Origin of the sequence: Micromonospora echinofusca (assembly GCF_017614955.1) — a bacterium.
GTDB classification, from domain to species: domain Bacteria; phylum Actinomycetota; class Actinomycetes; order Mycobacteriales; family Micromonosporaceae; genus Micromonospora; species Micromonospora echinofusca_A.
Genome location: NZ_WVUH01000004.1, coordinates 47,787 through 69,589 on the forward strand (window position 1 = coordinate 47,787; position 21,803 = coordinate 69,589).

Consider the following 21,803-nt stretch of genomic DNA (forward strand, 5'->3'; position numbering starts at 1 on the left):
GTCGAGTCATGGATAGAGGATCAAGGGGTTACAGCGATGCCAGGTAAGGGCGACGCTCCGGTGCTTCCGGGCGCGCGGGCGGTTGCGCGGCACGTGCGCATCTCGCCGATGAAGGCGCGCCGGGTGGTCAACCTCGTCCGCGGACTGCCCGCGAAGGAGGCGCTCACGGTGCTCCAGTTCGCGCCGCAGGCCGCGAGCGAACAGGTGTACAAGGTGCTCGCCAGCGCGATCGCCAACGCGGAGAACAACGAGCGGCTGGACCCCGATGCGCTGCTCGTCAGTGAGGCGTTCGTGGACGAGGGCCCGACGATGAAGCGGTTCCGGCCGCGGGCGCAGGGTCGGGCCTACCGGATCCGCAAGCGGACCTGCCACATCACCATGGTGGTCGAGGCCGTGGCGCCCAAGGCGCCGAAGAAGGCCGCGCCGAAGAAGGCCGCGGCTGCGCAGAAGGCGGCCCCGGAGCAGCAGGCCGCTGACACGCAGAGCAAGACGGAGGGTGCCGAGTAATGGGTCAGAAGGTTCACCCGCACGGGTTCCGGCTCGGCATCTCGACCGACTGGAAGTCCCGCTGGTTCGCGGACAAGCTCTACAAGGACTACATCGGCGAGGATGTCAAGATCCGCCGGATGATGTCCAAGGGCCTGGAGCGCGCCGGCATCTCGAAGGTCGACATCGAGCGCACCCGGGACCGGGTCCGGGTCGACATCCACACCGCCCGGCCGGGCATCGTCATCGGCCGGAAGGGTGCGGAGGCCGACCGGATCCGGGGCGAGCTGGAGAAGCTCACCGGCAAGCAGGTGCAGCTGAACATCATCGAGGTGAAGAGCCCCGAGTCGGACGCGCAGCTGGTCGCCCAGGGCGTCGCCGAGCAGCTCTCCAGCCGGGTCAGCTTCCGTCGGGCGATGCGTAAGGCCATGCAGTCCGCGATGAAGAACCCGATCTGCAAGGGCATCCGGGTTCAGGTCTCCGGCCGGCTCGGCGGTGCCGAGATGAGCCGCACCGAGTTCTACCGCGAGGGTCGGGTTCCGCTGCACACGCTGCGGGCCAACATCGAGTACGGCTTCTTCGAGGCCCGGACCACCTTCGGCCGGATCGGCGTGAAGGTCTGGATCTACAAGGGCGACGCCGTTCCCGGCCGGGAGGCCCCGGCTGAGGCCGGCCCGTCGCGTCCGCGCCGTGAGCGTGGCGACCGTCCCGAGCGGCCCCGTCGTGGCCGGTCCGGCTCTGCCGGAACGACCGCCGGTGGGACCGAGGCCGGGCGGGCTGCCGCCAGCAACATCGCGCAGGGCGGCGACAACCCGACCGGCGAGTCGACCGACGGTGCTGCCGTCGCGGCCGCGCCGGCTCCGGCAGAAACGCAGCAGGAGGGCTGACAGATGCTGATGCCGCGCAAGCCCCCGAAGGGCTTCCGCAAGCCGCACCACCCGGACCGCAGTGGCGCGTCCAAGGGTGGTAACCGGGTGGTGTTCGGCGAGTTCGGGATCCAGGCTCTCGAGCCGGCGTACGTGACCAACCGCCAGATCGAGTCGGCGCGTATCGCGATGACCCGTCACATCAAGCGTGGCGGTAAGGTCTGGATCACGATCTTCCCGGACCAGGCGCTGACCAAGAAGCCGGCCGAAACCCGGATGGGTTCCGGTAAGGGCTCGCCCGAGTGGTGGGTCGCGAACGTGAAGCCGGGGCGGGTGCTCTTCGAGATGTCCTTCCCCAACGAGCAGGTCGCGCGAGAGGCGATGCGTCGCGCGATCCACAAGCTCCCGATGAAGTGCCGCATTGTTACGCGCGAAGTGGGTGAATCCTGATGGCAGCGGGCGTTAAGGCCGCCGAGCTGCGTGAGCACTCCGACGAGGAGCTGGTCACGAAGCTGCGGGAGGCCAAGGCGGAGCTGTTCAACCTCCGCGTGCAGGCCGCGACCGGTCAGCTGGACAACAACCGGCGGCTGCAGGTCATCCGTCGGGAGATCGCCCGGATCTACACGATCATGCGTGAGCGCGAGCTGGGTCTCTCTGCCGCGCCGACTGAGGTGACTGCATCATGAGCGAGAACACCACCGCCGCGAAGCCGCGGGCCCAGCGCAAGGTTCGCGAGGGGCTCGTGGTCAGCGACAAGATGGAAAAGACCGTCGTTGTTGAGGTCGAGGACCGGGTCAAGCACCCGCTGTACGGCAAGGTCATGCGCCGTACCAGCAAGCTGAAGGTGCACGACGAGCAGAACGCCGCCGGTATCGGTGACCGCGTGCTGATCATGGAGACCCGTCCGCTCTCCGCTACCAAGCGGTGGCGGCTCGTGGAAATCCTCGAAAAGGCCAAGTAGCGAAGGCTTCAAGCTCGCCCGGCGGCAGTCGGGCGCAGGTTCCGCCAGGCTCCGGCCGACGACGAGTCGGCCGGAGAACCGGCAGACATAGGAGATAGACGTGATTCAGCAGGAGTCGCGACTGCGCGTCGCCGACAACACGGGTGCCCGGGAGATCCTGTGCATCCGGGTTCTCGGTGGCTCCGGTCGGCGCTACGCGAGCATCGGCGACGTCATCGTGGCCACGGTCAAGGACGCCATCCCGGGTGCCGGTGTGAAGAAGGGCGACGTGGTCAAGGCCGTCGTCGTCCGCACCGCCAAGGAGAAGCGCCGCCCGGACGGCTCGTACATCCGCTTCGACGAGAACGCCGCCGTCATCATCAAGGACGGTGGGGACCCGCGCGGTACCCGTATCTTCGGCCCGGTGGGTCGGGAGCTGCGGGACAAGCGGTTCATGAAGATCATCTCTCTCGCGCCGGAGGTGTTGTGACCGTGAAGGTCAAGAAGGGCGACACGGTCGTCGTCATCGCCGGCAAGGACAAGGGTGCCAAGGGCAAGGTCATCGCGGCCTACCCGAGGCAGGACAAGGTCCTGGTCGAGGGCGTGAACCGGGTCAAGAAGCACACCCGCATCCGCACCACCCAGCGTGGCGCCAAGACCGGCGGCATCGTCACCCAGGAGGCCCCGATCCACGTCTCGAACGTGCAGGTCCTGGACTCCGACGGCAACCCGACCCGCGTCGGGTACCGGATCGACGACAACGGCCAGAAGGTCCGCATCGCGCGTAGCACTGGTAAGGACCTGTGATGAGCACGGCTACTGAAACGAAGGCCCTGCCGCGCCTCAAGGAGCGGTACCGCAACGAGATCGTGGCCAAGCTGCAGGAGCAGTACAACTACGGCAACCCGATGCAGGTGCCGGGTCTGGTCAAGATCGTCGTCAACATGGGTGTCGGCGAGGCCGCCCGGGACGCCAAGCTGATCGACGGCGCCGTCCGGGACCTGGCCACCATCACCGGCCAGAAGCCGCAGGTGCGCCGGGCGACCAAGTCCATCGCGCAGTTCAAGCTCCGCGAGGGCATGCCGATCGGCGCGAAGGTGACCCTGCGCGGCGACCGGATGTGGGAGTTCCTCGACCGGCTGCTGTCGATCGCGCTGCCGCGTATCCGCGACTTCCGCGGTCTGGACGGGCGCAAGCTCGACGGTCACGGCAACTACACCTTCGGTCTGACCGAGCAGTCGGTGTTCCACGAGATCGACCAGGACAAGATCGATCGTCAGCGGGGCATGGACATCACGGTGGTGACCACCGCCAAGACCGACGATGAGGGCCGGGCGCTGCTCAAGCTCCTGGGCTTCCCGTTCAAGGAGAACTGAGCCAATGGCCAAGAAGGCGCTGATCCTCAAGGCTGCCGCGAAGCCGAAGTTCTCGGTTCGCGCGTACACCCGCTGCCAGCGGTGCGGGCGTCCGAAGGCGGTCTACCGCAAGTTCGGCCTCTGCCGGGTCTGCATCCGGGAGATGGCCCACCGCGGTGAGCTGCCGGGCGTGTCCAAGGCTTCCTGGTAAGGGCGACGACCGCGCCCCGGCCGCCGGTCGGGGCCCAGCATCGCAACGTGGCAACTAGGTATTGCTCTTCGCCGTAGGCCCGGGGCCGACTGCCCCGGGAACCCCGGCGAGAAAGGCTGACGAAATCCATGACGATGACCGACCCGATCGCAGACATGCTCACGCGTCTGCGTAACGCCAACCAGGCGTACCACGACCGGGTGACGATGCCCTACTCGAAGATCAAGGCGAACATCGCCGAGGTCCTCAAGGCCGAGGGTTACATCGCCACCTGGTCGGTCGAGGAGCCCGAGGAGGGCGCCGTCGGCAAGCGACTGGTCGTCGAGCTGAAGTACGGCCAGAACCGCGAGCGGAGCCTGGCCGGCATCAAGCGTGTGTCCAAGCCCGGTCTGCGGGTTTACGCCAAGTCGGACGGGCTCCCCCGGGTGCTCGGCGGTCTGGGCGTGGCGATCATTTCGACGTCCCAGGGTCTGCTGACCGACCGGCAGGCCCGCAAGCGGAGCGTTGGCGGGGAAGTCCTCGCCTTCGTCTGGTAACGGGAGACAGGTAGAAATGTCGCGTATTGGACGTAAGTCGATCCCGGTACCAGCCGGCGTCGACATCACGATCGAGGGTCAGACCGTGAAGGTCAAGGGCCCCAAGGGCGAGCTCTCGCACACCCTGGCCGAGCCGATCACGGCGGAGCGGGGCGAGGACGGGCAGCTGCACGTCAACCGGCCCAACGACGAGCGCAAGGCCAAGGAGCTGCACGGCCTGAGCCGTACCCTGGTGGCGAACATGATCGTCGGGGTGACCGAGGGCTACCGCAAGACGCTGGAGATCGCCGGTACCGGTTACCGGGTCACCGCCAAGGGCAGCGACCTGGAGTTCGCGCTCGGGTTCTCGCACCCGGTGCTCGTCCCGGCGCCGAACGGCATCACCTTCACCGTCGAGAAGCCGACCCTGTTCCACGTGGCCGGGATCGACAAGCAGCAGGTCGGTGAGGTCGCCGCCAACATCCGGAAGATCCGTCCGCCGGAGCCGTACAAGGGCAAGGGTGTGAAGTACCAGGGCGAGGTCATCCGCCGCAAGGCTGGAAAGGCAGGTAAGAAGTGACCGCCACGCTGCTCAAGCGCCGTCGCGGCGTCGCCGCCAAGCGCGCCATCGGGCGGGCACGCCGGCACTTCCGGGTCCGCAAGAACGTCAGCGGTTCGGCCGAGCGTCCGCGCCTGGTCGTCACCCGTTCGCTGCGGCACATCAACGCCCAGATCGTGGACGACACCAAGGGGCACACCCTGGCCTCGGCGTCGACCATGGACGCGTCGCTGCGCGGTGCCGAGGGCGACAAGAGCGCCCTGGCCGGCAAGGTCGGCACGCTCCTCGCCGAGCGGGCCAAGGCCGCCGGTGTCTCCAAGGTCGTCTTCGACCGCGGTGGCAACCGGTACGCGGGGCGGATCGCCGCTCTGGCCGACGCCGCCCGCGAAGCCGGGCTCGACTTCTAACAACCCCGTCACGAGAGAGAAGGAAGGCTGCTGATGCCAGGTCAACAGCGCCGTGGCGGCGGGTCCGGTGGCAACGAGGGTGGTCGCCGCGACAACCGCCGTGAGGGCGGCCGCGGAAACGCGCCCGTCGAGAAGACCCCGCACCTTGAGCGGGTCGTCGCGATCAACCGTGTCGCCAAGGTTGTGAAGGGTGGTCGTCGCTTCAGCTTCACCGCCCTGGTGATCGTGGGCGACGGCGACGGCACGGTCGGCGTGGGCTACGGAAAGGCCAAGGAGGTGCCCGCGGCCATCGCCAAGGGCGTCGAGGAGGCCAAGAAGCACTTCTTCAAGGTGCCCCGGATCGGTGCCTCGATCCCGCACCCGGTGCAGGGTGAGGACGCGGCCGGTGTGGTGCTGCTCAAGCCGGCCAGCGCCGGTACGGGTGTCATCGCCGGCGGCCCGGTGCGTGCCGTGCTGGAGTGCGCGGGTATCCACGACGTGCTCTCCAAGAGCCTCGGTTCGTCGAACCCGATCAACATCGTGCACGCCACCGTCGCGGCCCTGAAGGGCCTCGAATCCCCGGAGGCGGTCGCGGCCCGTCGCGGCCTGCCGGTCGAGGATGTCGCGCCGGCCGCCATGCTGGCTGCCCGGGCGGGGGTGACGTCCTGATGGCACGTCTTAAGGTCACCCAGGTCCGGTCCGAGATCGGTGCCAAGCACAACCAGCGGGAGTCCCTGCGGTCGCTCGGCCTGAAGCGGATCAACGACGTGGTGGTCAAGGAGGACCGTCCCGAGATTCGGGGCATGATCTTCGCGGTGAACCACCTCGTGAAGGTCGAGGAGGTCGAGTAATGACGATCAAGGTCCACCACCTGCGCCCGGCGCCCGGTTCGAAGACCGCCAAGACCCGGGTGGGTCGTGGTGAGGGTTCGAAGGGCAAGACCGCCGGCCGCGGTACCAAGGGTTCCAAGGCCCGGAAGAACATCTCGGCGGCGTTCGAGGGTGGGCAGATGCCCATCCACATGCGACTGCCGAAGCTGAAGGGCTTCAAGAACAAGTTCAAGGTCGTCTTCCAGGTGGTCAACCTGGACCGGCTCGCCGAGCTGTTCCCGAACGGCGGCCAGGTCGGCCCGCAGGAGCTGGTCGACGCCGGCGCGGTCCGCAAGGGCCAGCCGGTGAAGGTCCTCGGCACCGGCGACCTCGGTGGGGTGGCGCTCCAGGTGTCGGCGCACGCGTTCAGCGCGTCGGCCAAGGAGAAGATCACCGCTGCTGGCGGCTCGGTCACCGAGCTGTAATGCGATAGCGACCGTGGCGCTCGCCCAGTTCTCTCGGACTGGGCGGGCGCCACGTTCTACCTGGAGCCGGTGGCTCCGGTAAAATCGGAACTGATATATCTTCCCGGGCAGGCCTGCCCGGGAAGGTGCCGGGCTGTTAGAGTCCGTTGCCAGCTATGGATATCGGGCAGTCCGCCCGACACCACGACACCACCCCGCCCCGCCAGGGTCATCCGGCGGCCCGCCTCGCGCAGGAGGAAGAAGTTGCTCTCCGCCTTTCTCAGTGCGTTCCGCACGCCTGACCTGCGCAAGAAGCTGCTGTTTACAGTAGGCATCATCGCGGTCTACCGGCTCGGTGCGACACTGCCCAGCCCGGGTGTCTCGTACGGGAACGTGCAGAAGTGCCTCGACACCCTGGAAACAGGTACCGGGGTCTTCAACCTGCTGAACCTCTTCTCCGGCGGCGCACTGCTGTCGCTCTCGGTCTTCGCGCTCGGCATCATGCCGTACATCACCGCGTCGATCATCCTTCAGCTGCTCACGGTGGTGATCCCGCGACTGGAGCAGCTCCGCAAGGAGGGCCAGTCCGGTCAGGCGAAGATCACCCAGTACACCCGCTACCTGACGCTGGGCCTGGGTATCCTCCAGGCGTCCGCGTTCGTGGCGCTGGCCCGTTCCGGGCAGCTCTTCAACAACCAGTGCGACCAGTTCCCGATCATCCCCGAGGGGACCGGTATCCCGGACTGGCTGACCCTGACCATCCTGGTCGTCACGATGACCGCCGGCACCGGTGTGGTCATGTGGCTCGGTGAGCTGATCACCGACCGGGGCGTCGGCAACGGCATGTCCGTCCTGATCTTCACCTCGATCGCCGCCCGGCTGCCCAGCGAGGGCTGGTCGATCAAGACCAGCAAGGGCTGGGGGATGTTCGCCCTGGTGCTGCTGCTGGTCCTGGTGATCATCACGCTGGTGGTCTTCATCGAGCAGGCCCAGCGCCGGATCCCGGTGCAGTACGCCAAGCGCATGATCGGCCGGCGGATGTACGGCGGCACCTCGACCTACATCCCGCTCAAGGTGAACCAGGCGGGTGTGATCCCGGTCATCTTCGGTTCGTCGCTGCTCTACCTGCCGCAGCTCGCCCTCCAGTTCTTCGACCAGAACAACCCGGGCAAGACGCAGGCGTGGGTGCAGAACAACCTGGCGAACCCGAGCGCCCCGATCTACATCGCGGTGTACTTCCTGCTGATCATCTTCTTCACCTACTTCTACGTGTCGATCACGTTCAACCCGACCGAGGTCGCGGACAACATGAAGAAGTACGGCGGGTTCGTGCCGGGCATCCGGCCGGGCAAGCCGACGGCGGAGTACCTCGACTTCATCCTCAGCCGGATCACCCTGCCGGGCGCGTTCTACCTGGCGCTGATCTCGATCCTGCCGAACTTCTTCTTCATCTGGCTCGACAACGAGCAGTACCAGAACTTCCCGTTCGGCGGCGTTGCAGTGCTCATCATGGTCGGCGTCGGTCTGGAGACCGTGAAGCAGATCGAGAGCCAACTCATGCAGCGGAACTACGAAGGGTTCCTGCGGTAGATGCGACTCGTTCTGGTTGGCCCCCCGGGGGCAGGCAAGGGTACACAGGCGGAGTTCATCGCCGCGCACCTGGCAGTGCCGAAGATCTCCACCGGGGACATCTTCCGGGCCAACGTCTCCCAGGGCACCCCACTGGGCGTCGAGGCCAAGCGGTACATGGACGCCGGCAAGCTGGTTCCGGACGAGGTGACCATCAACATGGTCCGGGACCGGCTCGCCGAGCCGGACGCCGCCGAGGGCTTCCTGCTCGACGGCTTCCCGCGTACCACGCCGCAGGCCGCCGCGCTGGACAAGCTCCTCGCCGACCTCGGTAGCGGCCTGGACCTGGTGCTGGAACTGGTCGTCGACGACGACGAGGTGATCCGGCGGCTCTCCGGCCGGCGTACCTGCCGGGGCTGCGGCAAGATCTGGCACGTCGAGTTCGACGCCCCCTCCCAGGAGGGCATCTGCGACCGTTGCGGCGCCCAGCTCTTCCAGCGGGACGACGACAAGGCCGAGACGATCGCCGAGCGGCTCCGGGAGTACGCCGACAAGACCGCCCCGCTGGTCGACTACTACGGCGCCCAGGGCAAGCTGGTCGGGATCGACGCCACCGGCCCGGTGGAGGACGTGACCGTCCGCGCCATCGACGCCCTGCGGTCGTACGGCGGATAGAGTCGGAAGGCGGGGCGCTGCCCACCGGCGCGCCCTGCACCTCCGCAGGCGAAAGGTAACGGCTCCATGCGTCGTCCCCAGCTGGACATCCAGCTGAAGACCCCCGAGCAGATCGAGAAGATGCGGGCCGCCGGGCTCGTCGTGGCGGCTGCGCTCGCCCGGATGCGCGAGGCTGTCGCGCCCGGGGTGACCACCGCCGATCTCGACGCGATCGCCGAGTCGGTGATCCGGGGCGCGGGTGCGGTGCCGTCGTTCAAGGGCTACCACGGCTTCCCCGCCTCGATCTGCTCGTCGGTCAACGAGCAGATCGTGCACGCCATCCCGTCGCCGGAGCAGACGCTCCGGGACGGCGACATCATCTCGATCGACTGCGGCGCGGTGCTCGACGGTTGGCACGGCGACGCGGCCATCACGGTCGGCGTGGGCGAGGTCCGTCCGGAGCTGCTGCGGATGGCCGAGGTCGCCGAGGACGCGATGTGGGCCGGGATCGCCGCCGCGGCGCGCGGTGCGGCGAGTGGCAAGGGCCGGCTCACCGACATCTCGCACGCCGTGGAGAACGCGGTACGCAGGGCGGGCCGGTACGGCATCGTCGACGGGTACGGCGGGCACGGCATCGGTACCGAGATGCACCAGGACCCGCATGTGCTCAACCACGGCCGGCCGGGCAAGGGGCCCCGACTGGTGCCGGGGATGGCGTTGGCGATCGAGCCGATGATCACGATGGGTTCGCCCCGGACGGCGGAGCTGGCCGACGGCTGGACGGTGGTGACCCGGGACGGGTCGATGGCCGTGCACGTCGAGCACACCATGGCCCTCCTGCCGGACGGCGTCTGGGTGCTGACCGCCCCGGACGGCGGCCGGGCCCGGCTGGGTGACCTGGTGACCAGCCGGCAGCCGGCCGATCCGGCAGTGGTCTGACCCGCTGGCGTACCCGGGCGCTGCCCGGCCCCCCAGCACCCCGGTGGTAGGTCGATGGCATGCTCGTAGCCATGAATGGGCGGGACGAGATGCGGGCGGCGGACGCGGACCGTGAGGCGGTGGCCGAGCGGCTCCGGCTCGCGCTCAACGAGGGTCGGCTGGGCCTCGACGAGTACGACGACCGGCTGCGGCGGGCCTACGACGCGCGCACCTACGGTGAACTGGACGCGTTGACCACCGATCTGCCGGGTACGGTGCCGCTGGAGCGGTCGGCGGTGGTGCCGGCCGCCGCTGCCGAGGTCGTCACCCCGACCTCCATCTCCGGGCCGGCCACCGGCGGGGGAGTGGCGCCCTGGCTCTTCGACGTGTGGGGCACCTGGCTGCGGGTGACCGGGATCGTGGTGGCCATCTGGTTGGTCACCTCGCTGCTCACCACCGACCTGCTCTACTTCTGGCCCGGCTGGGTGATCGGTCCGTGGGGTGCGGTGCTGGCGGTGCGTACGGTGACCGGGATCGCCACCGGTGAGCCCCAGCGGTGGCGGACCGAGCGCAAGCGGAAGGGCAAGAAGGGGAAGAAGGCCGGCAAGCGGAACCGCTGATCCGCCGGCCGCCCGGGGGAACGGTCCCCGGCGGGCCCCCGGCCTCGTCGGGGTGCTCCCGGGACTGGGGCCGGCAGCGAGTGGTTTCCCCCTTTTCGGGGGTTTCTCCGGAACAGGTGCGGGTCGGTTTGGCGGCGGCCTTCCGGCGCGCGTACACTGTCAGATCGGCGCACAGCGTCCACTCCGGCATGCCCATCCAGCGCTTCGGTGGGAGTTGGAGCCGCGGCTGGCTCGGGTGCCCGACCTCAGGTCGGACGCCCGTGTAAGACGTTGTGGGGCCGTCCGGAGAAACCGACGTCAGGACAGCGGAGGACATGCCGAAAAAAGACGGAGCCATCGAGATCGAGGGTCGGGTCATCGAACCTCTGCCGAACGCCATGTTCCGGGTGGAGCTTGCGAACGGACACAAGGTGCTGGCTCACATCAGCGGCAAGATGCGGCAGCACTACATCCGCATCCTGCCGGAGGACCGGGTCGTCGTCGAACTCTCGCCGTACGATCTGACCCGCGGGCGCATCGTCTACCGCTACAAGTAATTGGTGTCCTGACGGACGGCCGGGTTTTCCGTGTCCGTCTTCGACGTCCGGTGCCGCTCTCGCGCGCGTACCGGGCCAGATGGGAAGTAAGGCAACCGTGAAGGTCAAGCCGAGCGTCAAGCCGATCTGCAACAAGTGCCGGATCATCCGCCGGCACGGCCGGGTCATGGTGATCTGCACCGACCCGCGCCACAAGCAGCGTCAGGGCTGACATCCGCGCGGTCGGCCGGTAGGCCCGCCGGCGGTACAGCCGTGCCGTAGCAGATCACATCACACAAGCTCGTCCCAGCCACGAGCTGCGCGTCCTCGTGACACGTACCCCTCGTGGCTGACCCCCGGTCGGAGGCCGGGGCCCGCTCGGGCAGCGATCATTCCGGATCGCACCGTGGCACCAGCCACGGCGGACCGGAACGGTCGGAGCGGGGTGGGTCGGGCACAGACCTCCGCAACAGAAACTGAGGAGTACGCCCGCACATGGCACGTCTAGTCGGCGTGGACCTCCCCCGCGACAAGCGGATGGAGATCGCGCTCACCTACATCTTCGGGGTCGGTCGGACCCGCGCGGTCGAGACTCTCGCCGCCACCGGCATCTCCCCGGACAAGCGCGCCAAGGACCTCACCGACGAGGAGCTCGTGCAGCTCCGCGATCACATCGAGGCCAACTACAAGGTAGAGGGCGACCTGCGCCGCGAGGTCGCCGCGGACATCCGCCGCAAGGTCGAGATCGGTTGCTACGAGGGCATCCGGCACCGTCGGGGTCTCCCCGTCCGGGGCCAGCGGACCCGTACCAACGCTCGCACCCGTAAGGGCCCGAAGCGGACCGTCGCCGGCAAGAAGAAGCCCGGCAAGAAGTAATTAGGAGCGCACAGACTTATGCCACCGAAGGCTCGTGCCGGGGCCGCCGTCAAGAAGGTCCGGCGCAAGGAACGCAAGAACGTCGCCCACGGGCAGGCGCACATCAAGAGCACCTTCAACAACACCATCGTGTCCATCACGGACCCGGCTGGTGCGGTCATCTCCTGGGCCTCCGCCGGCCAGGTGGGCTTCAAGGGCTCCCGCAAGTCGACTCCGTTCGCCGCGCAGCTGGCCGCCGAGGCTGCCGCGCGTCGGGCCATGGAGCACGGCATGCGCAAGGTCGACGTGTTCGTCAAGGGCCCCGGCTCCGGCCGGGAGACCGCGATCCGTTCGCTGCAGGCCGTCGGGCTGGAGGTCGGCCAGATCGCCGACGTCACCCCGCAGCCGCACAACGGGTGCCGTCCGCCGAAGCGTCGCCGGGTCTGAGAGGTTAGAGAGAGATGGCTCGTTACACCGGTGCTGACTGCCGCCGTTGCCGGCGGGAGAAGATGAAGCTGTTCCTCAAGGGCAGCAAGTGCGATGGCCCGAAGTGCCCGTTCGAGTCCCGGCCGTTCCCGCCCGGACAGCACGGTCGCGGTCGGACCAAGGAGACCGAGTACCTGCTCCAGCTCCGCGAGAAGCAGAAGGCCCGCCGCGTCTACGGCGTGCTGGAGAAGCAGTTCCGCGGGTACTACGAGGAGGCGGTCGCCAAGCAGGCGAAGACCGGTGAGGTCCTCCTGCAGATCCTGGAGTCGCGGCTGGACAACGTGGTCTACCGGGCTGGCTTCGCCAAGTCCCGTGACCACGCCCGGCAGCTGGTCAAGCACGGCCACTTCACGGTCAACGGCAAGAAGGTCGACATCCCGTCGTACCGCGTCAAGGAGCACGACATCGTCGAGGTCCGGGGCAAGTCCAAGGAGCTGACGCCGTTCCAGGTGGCGCAGGCCGAGGCGGGCTCGAAGACGGTGCCGGCGTGGCTGGAGGCTATCCCCAGCCAGATGAAGATCCTGGTGCACTCGCTCCCGGCCCGGCAGGTCATCGACACGCAGGTCCAGGAGCAGCTGATCGTCGAGCTCTACTCCAAGTAGTTGCTCGTTGCGGTGGCCCGTCCCCCGGGGCGGGCCACCGGAACAGTTGTGTCGTGGGCGTCATATGGCGGGCGCCCCGGAAGAAAAGAGAAGGCATGCTCATCAGCCAGCGACCGACCCTCTCCGAAGAGTCGATCAACGAGACCCGGTCCCGGTTCACCATCGAGCCGCTGGAGCCGGGCTTCGGCTACACCCTCGGGAACTCGCTGCGGCGTACGCTGCTGTCGTCGATCCCGGGCGCGGCCGTCACCTCGATCAAGATCGACGGCGTGCTGCACGAGTTCACCACGATCCCCGGCGTCAAGGAGGACGTGGTCGAGCTCGTCATGAACGTCAAGGAGCTCTGCGTCAGCTCCGACCACGACGAGCCGGTCAGCATGTACCTGCGCAAGCAGGGCCCGGGTGACGTGACCGCGGGCGACATCCAGCCCCCGGCCGGCGTCTCGGTGCACAACCCGGACCTGAAGCTCGCCACCCTCAACGGCAAGGGCCGGCTCGACATGGAGCTGACCGTCGAGCGGGGGCGGGGCTACGTCACGGCCGCGCAGAACAAGCAGGCCGGTGCGGAGATCGGTCGGATCCCGGTCGACTCGATCTACTCGCCGGTGCTCAAGGTGACCTACCGCGTGGAGGCCACCCGTGTCGAGCAGCGGACCGACTTCGACCGGCTGATCATCGACGTCGAGACCAAGCCGTCGATGGGCCCGCGTACCGCGCTGGCCTCCGCCGGCTCGACGCTGGTCGAGCTCTTCGGGCTGGCCCGGGAGCTGGACGAGACCGCCGAGGGCATCGACATCGGGCCGTCGCCGCAGGACGCGCAGCTCGCGGCCGACCTGGCTCTGCCGATCGAGGAGCTGGACCTGACCGTCCGCTCCTACAACTGCCTCAAGCGCGAGGGCATCAACTCCGTTGGTGAGCTCATCGGGCGTACGGAGGCCGACCTCCTCGACATCCGGAATTTCGGTCAGAAGTCGATCGACGAGGTCAAGATGAAGCTCGCCGGGATGGGTCTCGGGCTGAAGGACTCGGCCCCGAACTTCGACCCGGCACACGTCGTGGACACCTTCGGCGAGGCGGACTACGACACCGACGACTACCGCGAGACCGAGCAGCTCTAGATCCGCTGCCACTACTGAGGAGCGCACCAACCATGCCCACGCCCACCAAGGGTCCCCGCCTCGGCGGCAGCCCCGCGCACGAGCGGCTGATGCTGGCCAACCTGGCCACCGCGCTGTTCCAGCACGGCAAGATCAAGACCACCGAGACCAAGGCCAAGCGGCTGCGCCCGCTCGCGGAGCAGCTGATCACCAAGGCCAAGCGCGGTGACCTGGCCTCGCGTCGTCGGGTACTCGGCGTCGTCCGGGACAAGGACGTGGTCTACACCCTGTTCGACCAGATCGCGCCCCGGTTCGCCAACCGCAACGGCGGCTACACCCGGATCGTGAAGACCGGTCCGCGCAAGGGTGACGCCGCTCCGATGGCGATCATCGAGCTGGTCGAGGAGCTGACCGTCGCCGAGCCCAAGGCGAACAAGAAGTCCGCGGCGCGCAAGGCGGCGCAGCAGGACAAGGTGGAGGCGCTCGCCCCCGCGGAGGAGACCCCGGCTGCGTCGGCCGACCAGGACGCCGAGGCGCCGAAGTCGGCGTCCGGCGACACCGCCGAGGCCCGCGAGGACAGCGACGAGGCCACCGAGAACAAGGCCTGATCTAGGGCACCCTCGGGCCCGGCATCCCCTTCGGGGGATGTCGGGCCCGACCCGTGTATGGAGGCGGAAAGATGGACGGGCAGACCCGGGTACGGCTCGATGTCGCCTACGACGGGACGGACTTCTCCGGCTGGGCCGCCCAGCCCGACCGGCGTACCGTCGCCGGGGTCCTCACCGACACCCTGGCCCGGATCCTCGGTGCGGGTACGGCCACCGGGCTGACGGTAGCGGGGCGGACCGACGCCGGGGTGCACGCCACCGGGCAGGTCTGCCACGTCGACCTGCCCACCCCGGTCTGGGCGCAGTTCGGCGGTTCGCTGCTGCGCCGGCTGGCCGGTCTGCTCCCCACCGACGTGCGGGTACGGGCGTCGACCGAGGTGCCGGCCGACTTCGACGCCCGCTTCTCGGCGACCTTCCGGCGGTACGAGTACCGGGTCAGCGACGCGCCGTACGGGGTCGAGCCGCTGCGGCGGCACGAGATCATCGCCTGGCCGCGTCCGTTGGACCTGGCCGTCCTGAACGCCGCCGCAGCCGGCCTGGTCGGGGAACACGACTTCGCGGCGTACTGCCGGCGCAAGGAGAACGCCACCACCCTGCGTGAGGTGACCCGGCTGGACTGGCGGCGCGACCCGGACGGGATCCTGGTCGCCACCGTGCAGGCGGACGCCTTCTGTCAGGCCATGGTGCGCAGCCTGGTCGGTGCGATGCTGGTGGTCGGGGACGGCCGACGGTCGGTGGACTGGCCGGCCGGGCTGCTCCGTCGGCAGGAGCGGGCCAGTGAGGTGACGGTCGCGCCGGCCCATGGACTGACCCTGGTGGCCGTCGGCTACCCCGACGACCCGGCCGGGTACGCCCGCCGCGCCGAACTCACCCGCCGCCTGCGTCTGCCTGCGCAGAGCTGACCCGCCGGGCCAGTACGCCCTGTCGCAGGTGCCCTTCGAGCAGGTCGTTGAGGATGTTCCGGGCGGTCTGGTCGCCGGAGCGGATGGTTTTGCCGTTCGACCGGGCCACCACGCAGTAGGCCAGGTAGTGGCCCTGCGCCTGCCAGCCGACCCGGGCCGACGAGCGGGCCACCGCCTCCGTACCGCGACCTGCCGACATGCCCTGGAACCGGCCCTTCCGGCTGTCCACCAGGGATTTGATCCGGTCCCGGGCCTGCTCGGCGCCGGCCCGGTCGGCGAGGTTGAACAGTCCGGCCGTCATCAGGTACGCCCCGTCCGGGGTGCGCAGCGTGCCGCGTACCACCTGGTTGCAGTCGAGCCGGTCCAGCAGGTCGTTGATCTCTCCGGTGACGGCGACCCCGCAACTGGCACTCGACTGCGTCTTCAGGACCCGGTACGCCGTCCCGCCGTCGGCGACCAGCAGGTCGCGGGACGGGAAGACCTCCTTGGCGGTCAACGGCTTGCGGTCGACCGCCCGGGACCGGAGGTCGTCCGGGGTCACGTCGCGGGGGACGGGTTCGGTGGGCGGCGCGACCGCCGGGGGTGCCGGTGCCGGTGCCGGGCTGTTCCCGGTGAGCAGCGGGACGGTCGCCGCACCGCCGGCCACCAGGACGACCAGCGTGGCGGTCGCGCCGACGACGCCGCGTCGACGCCGATGGCCGGTACGTTCGGCGGCTCCGGTGTCGTGTTCCCGGCCCCCCGGGGTCAACAGGTCGGTCAGCGGGGCCTGCCGTGGGTCCGTCGGCACCTGCATCATCGGGGTCACCGGGGCGGAGGCCCGGACGGTTGCCGGCGGTTGCGTGCCGGGGAGTTCCGTCCCTTCGGGAGTCGCCTCCCGGGCTTCCGGCCCGGGAACGGGACGGGTCGGCGGTGCCGGCACCAGCGGAGCACGGCGGGTCGTCGACGGCGGGCGTGGCACCGACGGCAGTTGCGGGGTCGGGAAGCGGGCCGGTGCGGGACCGAGTGGGGGGACCGGTCCCACCGGCCCGGCGGCCGGATCGGCGTCGAACATGGTGAGCGCTACCTCGTCGGACTCCGGGCGATGGACCATGTCGCAGAGAGTAGTTGCTTCCTGCGTTTGCGTCGTGCAACTGACGAATTGTGGTAGCCGGTGTCGGATAGGCGAGAATGCCAGGCGTGACCGGGGACCATTACTTCAGCGCCGAGCCCAGCACCGCCGCCCACCAGCGGGAAATCGGGTTCTCCGTCGGCGGGCGGGACTACACGCTCGCCTCGGCCGGCGGGGTCTTCTCCGCCGACCGGCTCGACCCCGGTACCGCCGTACTCCTGCGCAAGGCCGACCTGCCGACCGCCGCGACCGACGGCCCGTTGCTCGACCTCGGGTGCGGCTACGGGCCGATCACCTGTGTACTGGCCACCGAGGCGCCCCGGGCGACGGTGTGGGCGGTCGACGTCAACGCGCGGGCCCGGGACCTGGCGGCGGCGAACGCCGACCGGACCGGGGTCGCCGACCGGGTCCGGGTCGTCGCCCCCGACGAGGTACCGGACGAGGTGACCTTCGCGCAGTTGTGGTCGAACCCGCCGATCCGGATCGGCAAGGCCGAACTGCACGAGATGCTGCGCCGCTGGCTGCCCCGGCTGGCCCCGGACGGGGTGGCCTGGCTGGTGGTCGCCCGCCACCTGGGCGGCGACTCGCTGCACCAGTGGCTGGTCGGGCAGGGCTGGCAGGTCACCCGGCACGCCAGCCAGAAGGGGTACCGCGTCCTGCGGGTCACCCGCTAGGCGCGTCCGGCCCTGCCGCCGGGCGCGCTAATTGGCTGTTGCCCGTCCGGGTCGCTCGGGCAGGATGCCGGCGTGGGATACGTGGACGTCGCCGGGGTCGCGCACACGCTGCCGGACGGCCGGGAACTCTTCACCGACGTGTCGTTCCGGGTCGGTGAGGGCGCCAAGGTGGCCCTCGTCGGGCCGAACGGGGCCGGCAAGACCACCCTGCTGCGGATGGTCGCCGGGGACCTGCCGGTCAAGGTGGGCGCCATCGCGCGGGCCGGCGGGCTCGGGGTGATGCGGCAGTTCATCGGCATGATCGGCGATGCCACGACCCTCGCCGACCTGGCGCTCTCGCTCTCCCCGCCGTCGGTGCGGGCCGCCGGGCGGCGGCTCGCCGAGTCGGAGGAGGCGCTGCGGGTGGCCGAGGTGCGCGGCAAGTACAGCACCGCCGCCGGGAAGGCCCAACTGGCGTACGCGGACGCGCTGGCCGCCTGGGGCGAGGCGGGCGGGTACGACGCCGAGGTGCTCTTCGACACCGTCGCCACCATCGTGCTCGGTCTGTCCTGGGACGCCTGCCGGGACCGTCCGGTCCGGACCCTCTCCGGCGGGCAGCAGAAACGGTTCGCGCTGGAACTGCTGCTCCGGGGCACCGACGAGGTACTGCTCCTCGACGAGCCGGACAACTTCCTCGACGTACCCGGGAAACGGTGGCTGGAACGGCGGCTCCGCGAGTCGGTGAAGTCGGTGCTCTACGTGTCGCACGACCGGGAACTGCTCGCGCAGAGCAGCGACCGGGTGGTGGCCGTGGAGGGCGGTTCGGCCTGGACCCACCCGGCCGGCTTCGCGAGCTGGTACGACGCCCGGGTGGCCCGGCACGCGCGGCTCGACGAGCAGCGCCGCCGCTGGGACGAGGAACACCAGAAACTGCGCGAACTGATGCTGATGTACAAGCAGAAGGCCGCGTACAACGACGGACTGGCGTCGCGGTACCAGGCCGCGCAGACCCGGCTGCGCAAGTTCGAGGAGGCCGGGCCGCCGCCGGTACCGCCGAAGGACCAGGACATCCGGATGCGGCTGGGTGGCGGGCGGACCGGCAAGCGGGCGGTGGTCTGCGAACAGCTCGAACTCGACGGTCTGACCTACCCGTTCGACCTGGAGATCTGGTACGGCGACCGGGTGGCGGTGCTCGGTGCCAACGGCACCGGCAAGTCGCACTTCCTGCGCCTGCTGGCCCGGGGCGGCACCGACCCCGACCCGGCCAACACCCCGGTCGACAACGGCCTGGCGCTCGCCCCGGTCGCCCACGACGGGGTGGCCCGGCTCGGTGCCCGGGTACGCCCCGGCCACTTCTCGCAGACCCACGACCGGCCGGAGCTGATGGCGAAGACCCTGGTCGAGGTGCTCTGGCGGGGCGACGACCACCGGGCCGGGATGGACCGGCACGCCGCGATGGCCGCGCTGAGCCGGTACGAGCTGGCCGGGCAGGGCGACCAGCGCTTCGGCACCCTCTCCGGTGGGCAGCAGGCCCGGTTCCTGGTCCTGCTGCTGGAACTGTCCGGCGCGACCCTGCTGCTGCTCGACGAACCCACCGACAACCTCGACCTGGCCAGCGCGGAGGCCCTGGAGGAGGCGCTGCGCGCGTTCCAGGGCACGGTGGTCGCGGTGACCCACGACCGCTGGTTCACCCGCTCGTTCGACCGGTTCCTGCTGTTCCGGGGGGACAACGAGGTGGTGGAGACCCCGGAGCCGGTCTGGGACGTGGCGTGATCCCGGACGACCTGCCCGCGCGACTGGTGGCGGTCGACGGGGTGGTGGCGGTCGCGCTCGGCGGCAGCCGCGCCCGGGGTACCCACCGGCCGGACTCGGACTGGGATCTCGGGCTCTACTACCGGGGCCGGTTGGACGTCGACGGCCTGCGCACGGTCGCCGCCACCGTCGCGGACGGCCCGGTCGAGCTGACCGGGCCGGGTGGCTGGGGCCCCTGGGTCGACGGTGGCGGGTGGCTGCGGATCGGCGGGGCAGCGGTCGACTGGATCTACCGGGACACCGACCGGGTCCGGTCGGTGTGGGCCGACTGCCGGGCCGGGCGGTACCAGGTGGGCACGCAGCCCGGGCATCCGCTGGGCTTCTACTCCCACGCGTACGCCGGGGAGGTGGCCCTCGGGCGGGTGCTGGCCGACCCGACCGGGGAGCTGACCGCGCTGCACGCCGCGACCCGCCACTATCCGCCCGCGCTCGGCGCAGCCCTGGTCGCCGCCGGCTGGGAGGCCGGTTTCCTGCTCGACGGTGCGACGAAGGCGGTACCGGCCGGGGACAGCAGCTACCTCGCCGGCTGCCTGTTCCGCGTGGTCGGGGTGCTGGTCCACGCCCTGCACGGCCGGGCCGGCCGCTGGCTGGTCAACGAGAAGGGGATGGTCGACGCGGCCGGTACGCTGCCCGGCGCCCCGCCGGGTTTCGCCGAGCGGGCCCACCGGCTGCTGGCCGCCCCGGGCCGGCGGCCGGACGAGCTGGCCGCGAGTGTGGCCGAGGCCCGGCGCCTGGTCGCCGACGTGCTCGACTGAGCCGGTGGGCTGCTCGACTGAGCCGGTGGGTCGTCCCGGCCCGCTGGTGCGTCCGGTCCGGGCTGTTTTCCGGTGGGCGCGGACCGGCACCGGCGGCATAGGGTCGATCACGTGACTGAGATGACCTACCGCCGGCTGGGCGACTCCGGGCTCGTGGTGTCCGTGGTCGGCATCGGCTGCAACAACTTCGGCCGCAAACTCGACCGTGACGGTACCCGGGCGGTGGTCGACGCCGCCCTCGACGTCGGCATCAACTTCTTCGACACCGCCGACATCTACGGCGAACCGCAGGGCGGGTCCGAGGAGCAGCTCGGCGCCGCCCTGAAGGGACGCCGGGACGACGTGGTGCTCGCCACCAAGTTCGGCATGGACATGTCCGGGATGAACGGGCCCGACTTCGGTGCCCGGGGTGCCCGCCGGTACATCGCCCGGGCGGTGGAGGCGTCGCTGCGCCGGCTCGGCACCGACCACATCGACCTCTACCAGATGCACGAGCCCGACCCGGGTACGCCGATCGAGGAGACGCTCCGCGCCCTGGACGACCTGGTGACCGCCGGCAAGGTCCGCTACCTGGGCAACTCCAACTTCAGCGGTTGGCAGATCGCGGACGCCGACTGGGTGGCGCGGACCGCCGGGACGACCCCGTTCATCAGCGCGCAGAACCACTACAGCCTGGTGGAACGCTCCGTCGAGGCGGAGGTGGTGCCGGCCTGCGAACGCTTCGGTCTCGGGCTGCTGCCGTTCTTCCCGCTGGCCAACGGCCTGCTCACCGGCAAGTACCGGCGGGGCGAGGCGCCCCCGGCCGGGAGCCGGCTGTCCCAGGGTGGTCGGTACGCGGCCCGGCTCGCCGCCGCGCCGTGGGACACCATCGAGGCGATCGGGGCGTACGCGGCCGAGCGCGGGCTCACCATGCTCCAGGTGGCCATCGGTGGGCTGGCCGCGCAGCCGGCGGTGACCTCGGTGATCGCCGGTGCCACCACGCCTGGGCAGGTACGCGACAACGCCGCCGCCGGGGTGTGGCAACCGTCCGACGAGGACCTGGCCGCGCTGCGCGCGATCCTCTGAGATTCCGCTGTTCCTGCGTTCTTCCTGCCGCTGACCTTCCGGTGGTTCTGCCTTTGGTCTGCTGGCGGTCCGGGTGACCGACGTTCCCGTTGCGGCGTAGGTCACCCGGATCCCCGGGGCAGGGGTATTGGCTCGCCCCACCGTTCCGTCGTACGGTGGCACGCAAGTAACCCACGGGAGCCCGGTGTACCGGGCTGAGAGGGGGGCTGGAGCCCCCGACCGTAGAACCTGATCCGGGTAATGCCGGCGCAGGGAGGAGAGTTGCCGTGCCGTCCCTTGGACGACTGCATCTTGTCACCGACACCCGCCCCGGGCGCGATCCGCTCACCGTGGTCCGCGCTGCGGTCCACGCCGCCGCGTCGGTGACCCGTGCCGCCCGTCCGGTCGCCTCCGCCGGGGCCGGGCTGGTCGTGCAGGTGCGGGTCGAGGACTCCGCCAGCGACCGTGAGGCGTACGACCTGGCCGGCCGGATCGTCGACATCTGCGCACCGGCCGGGGTCACCTGCCTGGTCAACGACCGGCTGCACGTCGCCCTGGCGGTGGGCGCCGCCGGTGGCCACGTCGGTGCACTCGACCTGCCGGTCGCCGCCGCCCGGCGGGTACTCGGCCCGGCGGCGGTGCTCGGCGCGACCGCCCGGGAGCCGGTCACGGCGGCGGCAGCGGTCACCGCCGGTGCCGGGTACCTCGGCGTCGGCCCGTACCGGTCGACCACCACGAAGGACGGGCTGCCGGACCCGATCGGACTGGCCGGGGTACGCGCGGTCGCCGGGGCGGTGGCCGTACCGGTCATCGCCATCGGTGGGGTGACCGTGGCCGACGTGCCGGAGCTGCGCGCCGCCGGGGCGTACGGGGTGGCGGTGGTCGGTGCGGTGTCCGGAGCCGCCGACCCGGCGCGGGCGACGGCGGAACTGCTGGCGGCCCTCGGATGTTAATAGGGGGCCCTTCCTATACCGAAAGCGTTAAGCGGGGGCCCTTCCTTACGGTGGTGGGGGC

At 70.0% G+C, this 21,803-nt stretch carries 33 protein-coding genes and 1 riboswitch; of the genes, 32 read left to right on the forward strand and 1 reads right to left on the reverse strand.

Features of this window, described 5'->3' with window-relative positions:
- Window positions 1–36: 36 nt before the first annotated feature.
- The 27 genes from rplV (at window position 37) to truA (ending at window position 15,417) form a co-directional block, all read left to right on the forward strand.
- Window positions 37–507 carry a 50S ribosomal protein L22 gene (gene rplV / locus GSF22_RS01510; RefSeq protein ID WP_208810882.1) on the forward strand — a complete coding sequence of 157 codons (471 nt, stop codon included), beginning with the start codon at window positions 37–39 and terminating at the stop codon, window positions 505–507.
- A complete protein-coding gene (rpsC, locus tag GSF22_RS01515) occupies window positions 507–1,373 on the forward strand; it encodes a 30S ribosomal protein S3 (protein WP_208810883.1) in 867 nt (288 codons plus the stop codon). Before rplV ends, rpsC begins: the two co-directional genes overlap by 1 nt.
- A 3-nt stretch (window positions 1,374–1,376) precedes the next feature.
- A complete protein-coding gene (gene rplP / locus GSF22_RS01520) occupies window positions 1,377–1,802 on the forward strand; it encodes a 50S ribosomal protein L16 (RefSeq protein ID WP_208810884.1) in 426 nt (141 codons plus the stop codon).
- Window positions 1,802–2,038, forward strand: coding sequence for a 50S ribosomal protein L29 (gene rpmC / locus GSF22_RS01525; protein WP_208810885.1), 237 nt, complete (start codon window positions 1,802–1,804; stop codon window positions 2,036–2,038). The genes rplP and rpmC overlap by 1 nt, the downstream gene beginning before the upstream one ends.
- Window positions 2,035–2,313 (forward strand): 30S ribosomal protein S17, encoded by a 279-nt coding sequence (gene rpsQ / locus GSF22_RS01530; protein ID WP_208810886.1) that lies wholly within the window; start codon window positions 2,035–2,037, stop codon window positions 2,311–2,313. The genes rpmC and rpsQ overlap by 4 nt, the downstream gene beginning before the upstream one ends.
- Before the next feature lie 100 nt (window positions 2,314–2,413).
- Window positions 2,414–2,782 (forward strand): 50S ribosomal protein L14, encoded by a 369-nt coding sequence (rplN, locus tag GSF22_RS01535; protein ID WP_007073026.1) that lies wholly within the window; start codon window positions 2,414–2,416, stop codon window positions 2,780–2,782.
- Window positions 2,779–3,099 carry a 50S ribosomal protein L24 gene (gene rplX / locus GSF22_RS01540; protein WP_208810887.1) on the forward strand — a complete coding sequence of 107 codons (321 nt, stop codon included), beginning with the start codon at window positions 2,779–2,781 and terminating at the stop codon, window positions 3,097–3,099. The genes rplN and rplX overlap by 4 nt, the downstream gene beginning before the upstream one ends.
- Window positions 3,099–3,668 (forward strand): 50S ribosomal protein L5, encoded by a 570-nt coding sequence (gene rplE, locus GSF22_RS01545; RefSeq protein WP_208810888.1) that lies wholly within the window; start codon window positions 3,099–3,101, stop codon window positions 3,666–3,668. The genes rplX and rplE overlap by 1 nt, the downstream gene beginning before the upstream one ends.
- 4 nt (window positions 3,669–3,672) lie before the next feature.
- On the forward strand, window positions 3,673–3,858 hold the full coding sequence (locus GSF22_RS01550; RefSeq protein ID WP_007073023.1) for a type Z 30S ribosomal protein S14: 186 nt from the start codon (window positions 3,673–3,675) through the stop codon (window positions 3,856–3,858).
- 128 nt (window positions 3,859–3,986) lie between these two features.
- Window positions 3,987–4,394, forward strand: a complete 408-nt coding sequence (gene rpsH, locus GSF22_RS01555; RefSeq protein WP_013288624.1) for a 30S ribosomal protein S8 — start codon at window positions 3,987–3,989, stop codon at window positions 4,392–4,394.
- A gap of 16 nt (window positions 4,395–4,410) precedes the next feature.
- A complete protein-coding gene (gene rplF / locus GSF22_RS01560) occupies window positions 4,411–4,953 on the forward strand; it encodes a 50S ribosomal protein L6 (RefSeq protein ID WP_208810889.1) in 543 nt (180 codons plus the stop codon).
- Complete coding sequence (rplR, locus tag GSF22_RS01565) at window positions 4,950–5,339, forward strand: 50S ribosomal protein L18 (RefSeq protein WP_208810890.1); 390 nt, start codon at window positions 4,950–4,952, stop codon at window positions 5,337–5,339. The genes rplF and rplR overlap by 4 nt, the downstream gene beginning before the upstream one ends.
- Before the next feature lie 33 nt (window positions 5,340–5,372).
- Complete coding sequence (gene rpsE, locus GSF22_RS01570) at window positions 5,373–5,987, forward strand: 30S ribosomal protein S5 (protein WP_208810891.1); 615 nt, start codon at window positions 5,373–5,375, stop codon at window positions 5,985–5,987.
- Window positions 5,987–6,169 (forward strand): 50S ribosomal protein L30, encoded by a 183-nt coding sequence (gene rpmD, locus GSF22_RS01575; RefSeq protein WP_091555401.1) that lies wholly within the window; start codon window positions 5,987–5,989, stop codon window positions 6,167–6,169. The genes rpsE and rpmD overlap by 1 nt, the downstream gene beginning before the upstream one ends.
- Window positions 6,169–6,612 (forward strand): 50S ribosomal protein L15, encoded by a 444-nt coding sequence (gene rplO, locus GSF22_RS01580; protein ID WP_208810892.1) that lies wholly within the window; start codon window positions 6,169–6,171, stop codon window positions 6,610–6,612. The genes rpmD and rplO overlap by 1 nt, the downstream gene beginning before the upstream one ends.
- A 243-nt stretch (window positions 6,613–6,855) precedes the next feature.
- Window positions 6,856–8,181, forward strand: coding sequence for a preprotein translocase subunit SecY (gene secY, locus GSF22_RS01585; RefSeq protein WP_208810893.1), 1,326 nt, complete (start codon window positions 6,856–6,858; stop codon window positions 8,179–8,181).
- Window positions 8,182–8,835, forward strand: coding sequence for an adenylate kinase (locus tag GSF22_RS01590; protein WP_208810894.1), 654 nt, complete (start codon window positions 8,182–8,184; stop codon window positions 8,833–8,835).
- A 66-nt stretch (window positions 8,836–8,901) separates the two neighbouring features.
- Window positions 8,902–9,753, forward strand: a complete 852-nt coding sequence (gene map, locus GSF22_RS01595; protein WP_208810895.1) for a type I methionyl aminopeptidase — start codon at window positions 8,902–8,904, stop codon at window positions 9,751–9,753.
- Between the two features lie 71 nt (window positions 9,754–9,824).
- Window positions 9,825–10,352: a DUF1707 SHOCT-like domain-containing protein gene (locus GSF22_RS01600; RefSeq protein ID WP_244365758.1), complete on the forward strand. Its 528-nt coding sequence runs from the start codon at window positions 9,825–9,827 to the stop codon at window positions 10,350–10,352.
- A gap of 314 nt (window positions 10,353–10,666) precedes the next feature.
- A complete protein-coding gene (gene infA, locus GSF22_RS01605; protein WP_007073013.1) occupies window positions 10,667–10,888 on the forward strand; it encodes a translation initiation factor IF-1 in 222 nt (73 codons plus the stop codon).
- Window positions 10,889–10,985: 97 nt separating this feature from the next.
- Window positions 10,986–11,099: a 50S ribosomal protein L36 gene (rpmJ, locus tag GSF22_RS01610; RefSeq protein WP_208810910.1), complete on the forward strand. Its 114-nt coding sequence runs from the start codon at window positions 10,986–10,988 to the stop codon at window positions 11,097–11,099.
- A gap of 263 nt (window positions 11,100–11,362) precedes the next feature.
- Window positions 11,363–11,743 carry a 30S ribosomal protein S13 gene (gene rpsM, locus GSF22_RS01615; RefSeq protein WP_208810896.1) on the forward strand — a complete coding sequence of 127 codons (381 nt, stop codon included), beginning with the start codon at window positions 11,363–11,365 and terminating at the stop codon, window positions 11,741–11,743.
- Between the two features lie 18 nt (window positions 11,744–11,761).
- The gene (rpsK, locus tag GSF22_RS01620) at window positions 11,762–12,169 is read left to right on the forward strand and encodes a 30S ribosomal protein S11 (protein WP_208810897.1); all 408 of its coding nucleotides are present in this window, start codon (window positions 11,762–11,764) and stop codon (window positions 12,167–12,169) included.
- A gap of 14 nt (window positions 12,170–12,183) precedes the next feature.
- Window positions 12,184–12,810 (forward strand): 30S ribosomal protein S4, encoded by a 627-nt coding sequence (gene rpsD, locus GSF22_RS01625; RefSeq protein ID WP_208810898.1) that lies wholly within the window; start codon window positions 12,184–12,186, stop codon window positions 12,808–12,810.
- Between the two features lie 95 nt (window positions 12,811–12,905).
- Window positions 12,906–13,928 carry a DNA-directed RNA polymerase subunit alpha gene (locus GSF22_RS01630; RefSeq protein WP_208810899.1) on the forward strand — a complete coding sequence of 341 codons (1,023 nt, stop codon included), beginning with the start codon at window positions 12,906–12,908 and terminating at the stop codon, window positions 13,926–13,928.
- Window positions 13,929–13,960: 32 nt separating this feature from the next.
- Window positions 13,961–14,515, forward strand: coding sequence for a 50S ribosomal protein L17 (rplQ, locus tag GSF22_RS01635; RefSeq protein WP_208810900.1), 555 nt, complete (start codon window positions 13,961–13,963; stop codon window positions 14,513–14,515).
- Window positions 14,516–14,586: 71 nt separating this feature from the next.
- Window positions 14,587–15,417 carry a tRNA pseudouridine(38-40) synthase TruA gene (gene truA / locus GSF22_RS01640; protein WP_208810901.1) on the forward strand — a complete coding sequence of 277 codons (831 nt, stop codon included), beginning with the start codon at window positions 14,587–14,589 and terminating at the stop codon, window positions 15,415–15,417.
- On the opposite strand, the gene GSF22_RS01645 is transcribed toward truA, so the two are convergent.
- Window positions 15,383–16,507, reverse strand: a complete 1,125-nt coding sequence (locus tag GSF22_RS01645) for a hypothetical protein (RefSeq protein ID WP_208810902.1) — start codon at window positions 16,505–16,507, stop codon at window positions 15,383–15,385. The genes truA and GSF22_RS01645 overlap by 35 nt on opposite strands.
- Window positions 16,508–16,593: 86 nt before the next feature.
- Here GSF22_RS01645 and GSF22_RS01650 point away from each other — a divergent pair, with 86 nt between their 5' ends.
- The 5 genes from GSF22_RS01650 to GSF22_RS01670 all read left to right on the forward strand — a co-directional run bounded on the left by GSF22_RS01650 (window position 16,594) and on the right by GSF22_RS01670 (window position 21,742).
- Window positions 16,594–17,199, forward strand: coding sequence for a class I SAM-dependent methyltransferase (locus GSF22_RS01650; protein WP_208810903.1), 606 nt, complete (start codon window positions 16,594–16,596; stop codon window positions 17,197–17,199).
- A 72-nt stretch (window positions 17,200–17,271) separates the two neighbouring features.
- Window positions 17,272–18,951 carry an ABC-F family ATP-binding cassette domain-containing protein gene (locus tag GSF22_RS01655; RefSeq protein ID WP_208810904.1) on the forward strand — a complete coding sequence of 560 codons (1,680 nt, stop codon included), beginning with the start codon at window positions 17,272–17,274 and terminating at the stop codon, window positions 18,949–18,951.
- A complete protein-coding gene (locus GSF22_RS01660; RefSeq protein ID WP_208810905.1) occupies window positions 18,948–19,745 on the forward strand; it encodes a nucleotidyltransferase domain-containing protein in 798 nt (265 codons plus the stop codon). The genes GSF22_RS01655 and GSF22_RS01660 overlap by 4 nt, the downstream gene beginning before the upstream one ends.
- 120 nt (window positions 19,746–19,865) lie before the next feature.
- Window positions 19,866–20,810 (forward strand): aldo/keto reductase, encoded by a 945-nt coding sequence (locus tag GSF22_RS01665; RefSeq protein ID WP_208810911.1) that lies wholly within the window; start codon window positions 19,866–19,868, stop codon window positions 20,808–20,810.
- A gap of 163 nt (window positions 20,811–20,973) precedes the next feature.
- Window positions 20,974–21,082, forward strand: a riboswitch (TPP riboswitch).
- Complete coding sequence (locus GSF22_RS01670) at window positions 21,077–21,742, forward strand: thiamine phosphate synthase (RefSeq protein ID WP_208810906.1); 666 nt, start codon at window positions 21,077–21,079, stop codon at window positions 21,740–21,742. It overlaps the preceding riboswitch by 6 nt.
- The last annotated feature ends 61 nt before the right edge of the window (window positions 21,743–21,803 follow it).

Coding starts and splice junctions, on each gene's coding strand:
- rplV (WP_208810882.1), top strand. CDS start 37: ATGCCAGGTAAGGGCGACGCTCCGGTGCTTCCGGGCGCGCGGGCGGTT.
- rpsC (WP_208810883.1), top strand. CDS start 507: ATGGGTCAGAAGGTTCACCCGCACGGGTTCCGGCTCGGCATCTCGACC.
- rplP (WP_208810884.1), top strand. CDS start 1,377: ATGCTGATGCCGCGCAAGCCCCCGAAGGGCTTCCGCAAGCCGCACCAC.
- rpmC (WP_208810885.1), top strand. CDS start 1,802: ATGGCAGCGGGCGTTAAGGCCGCCGAGCTGCGTGAGCACTCCGACGAG.
- rpsQ (WP_208810886.1), top strand. CDS start 2,035: ATGAGCGAGAACACCACCGCCGCGAAGCCGCGGGCCCAGCGCAAGGTT.
- rplE (WP_208810888.1), top strand. CDS start 3,099: ATGAGCACGGCTACTGAAACGAAGGCCCTGCCGCGCCTCAAGGAGCGG.
- GSF22_RS01550 (WP_007073023.1), top strand. CDS start 3,673: ATGGCCAAGAAGGCGCTGATCCTCAAGGCTGCCGCGAAGCCGAAGTTC.
- rpsH (WP_013288624.1), top strand. CDS start 3,987: ATGACGATGACCGACCCGATCGCAGACATGCTCACGCGTCTGCGTAAC.
- rplF (WP_208810889.1), top strand. CDS start 4,411: ATGTCGCGTATTGGACGTAAGTCGATCCCGGTACCAGCCGGCGTCGAC.
- rpsE (WP_208810891.1), top strand. CDS start 5,373: ATGCCAGGTCAACAGCGCCGTGGCGGCGGGTCCGGTGGCAACGAGGGT.
- rpmD (WP_091555401.1), top strand. CDS start 5,987: ATGGCACGTCTTAAGGTCACCCAGGTCCGGTCCGAGATCGGTGCCAAG.
- rplO (WP_208810892.1), top strand. CDS start 6,169: ATGACGATCAAGGTCCACCACCTGCGCCCGGCGCCCGGTTCGAAGACC.
- GSF22_RS01590 (WP_208810894.1), top strand. CDS start 8,182: ATGCGACTCGTTCTGGTTGGCCCCCCGGGGGCAGGCAAGGGTACACAG.
- map (WP_208810895.1), top strand. CDS start 8,902: ATGCGTCGTCCCCAGCTGGACATCCAGCTGAAGACCCCCGAGCAGATC.
- GSF22_RS01600 (WP_244365758.1), top strand. CDS start 9,825: ATGAATGGGCGGGACGAGATGCGGGCGGCGGACGCGGACCGTGAGGCG.
- infA (WP_007073013.1), top strand. CDS start 10,667: ATGCCGAAAAAAGACGGAGCCATCGAGATCGAGGGTCGGGTCATCGAA.
- rpsM (WP_208810896.1), top strand. CDS start 11,363: ATGGCACGTCTAGTCGGCGTGGACCTCCCCCGCGACAAGCGGATGGAG.
- rpsK (WP_208810897.1), top strand. CDS start 11,762: ATGCCACCGAAGGCTCGTGCCGGGGCCGCCGTCAAGAAGGTCCGGCGC.
- rpsD (WP_208810898.1), top strand. CDS start 12,184: ATGGCTCGTTACACCGGTGCTGACTGCCGCCGTTGCCGGCGGGAGAAG.
- GSF22_RS01630 (WP_208810899.1), top strand. CDS start 12,906: ATGCTCATCAGCCAGCGACCGACCCTCTCCGAAGAGTCGATCAACGAG.
- rplQ (WP_208810900.1), top strand. CDS start 13,961: ATGCCCACGCCCACCAAGGGTCCCCGCCTCGGCGGCAGCCCCGCGCAC.
- truA (WP_208810901.1), top strand. CDS start 14,587: ATGGACGGGCAGACCCGGGTACGGCTCGATGTCGCCTACGACGGGACG.
- GSF22_RS01645 (WP_208810902.1), bottom strand. CDS start 16,507: ATGGTCCATCGCCCGGAGTCCGACGAGGTAGCGCTCACCATGTTCGAC.
- GSF22_RS01665 (WP_208810911.1), top strand. CDS start 19,866: ATGACCTACCGCCGGCTGGGCGACTCCGGGCTCGTGGTGTCCGTGGTC.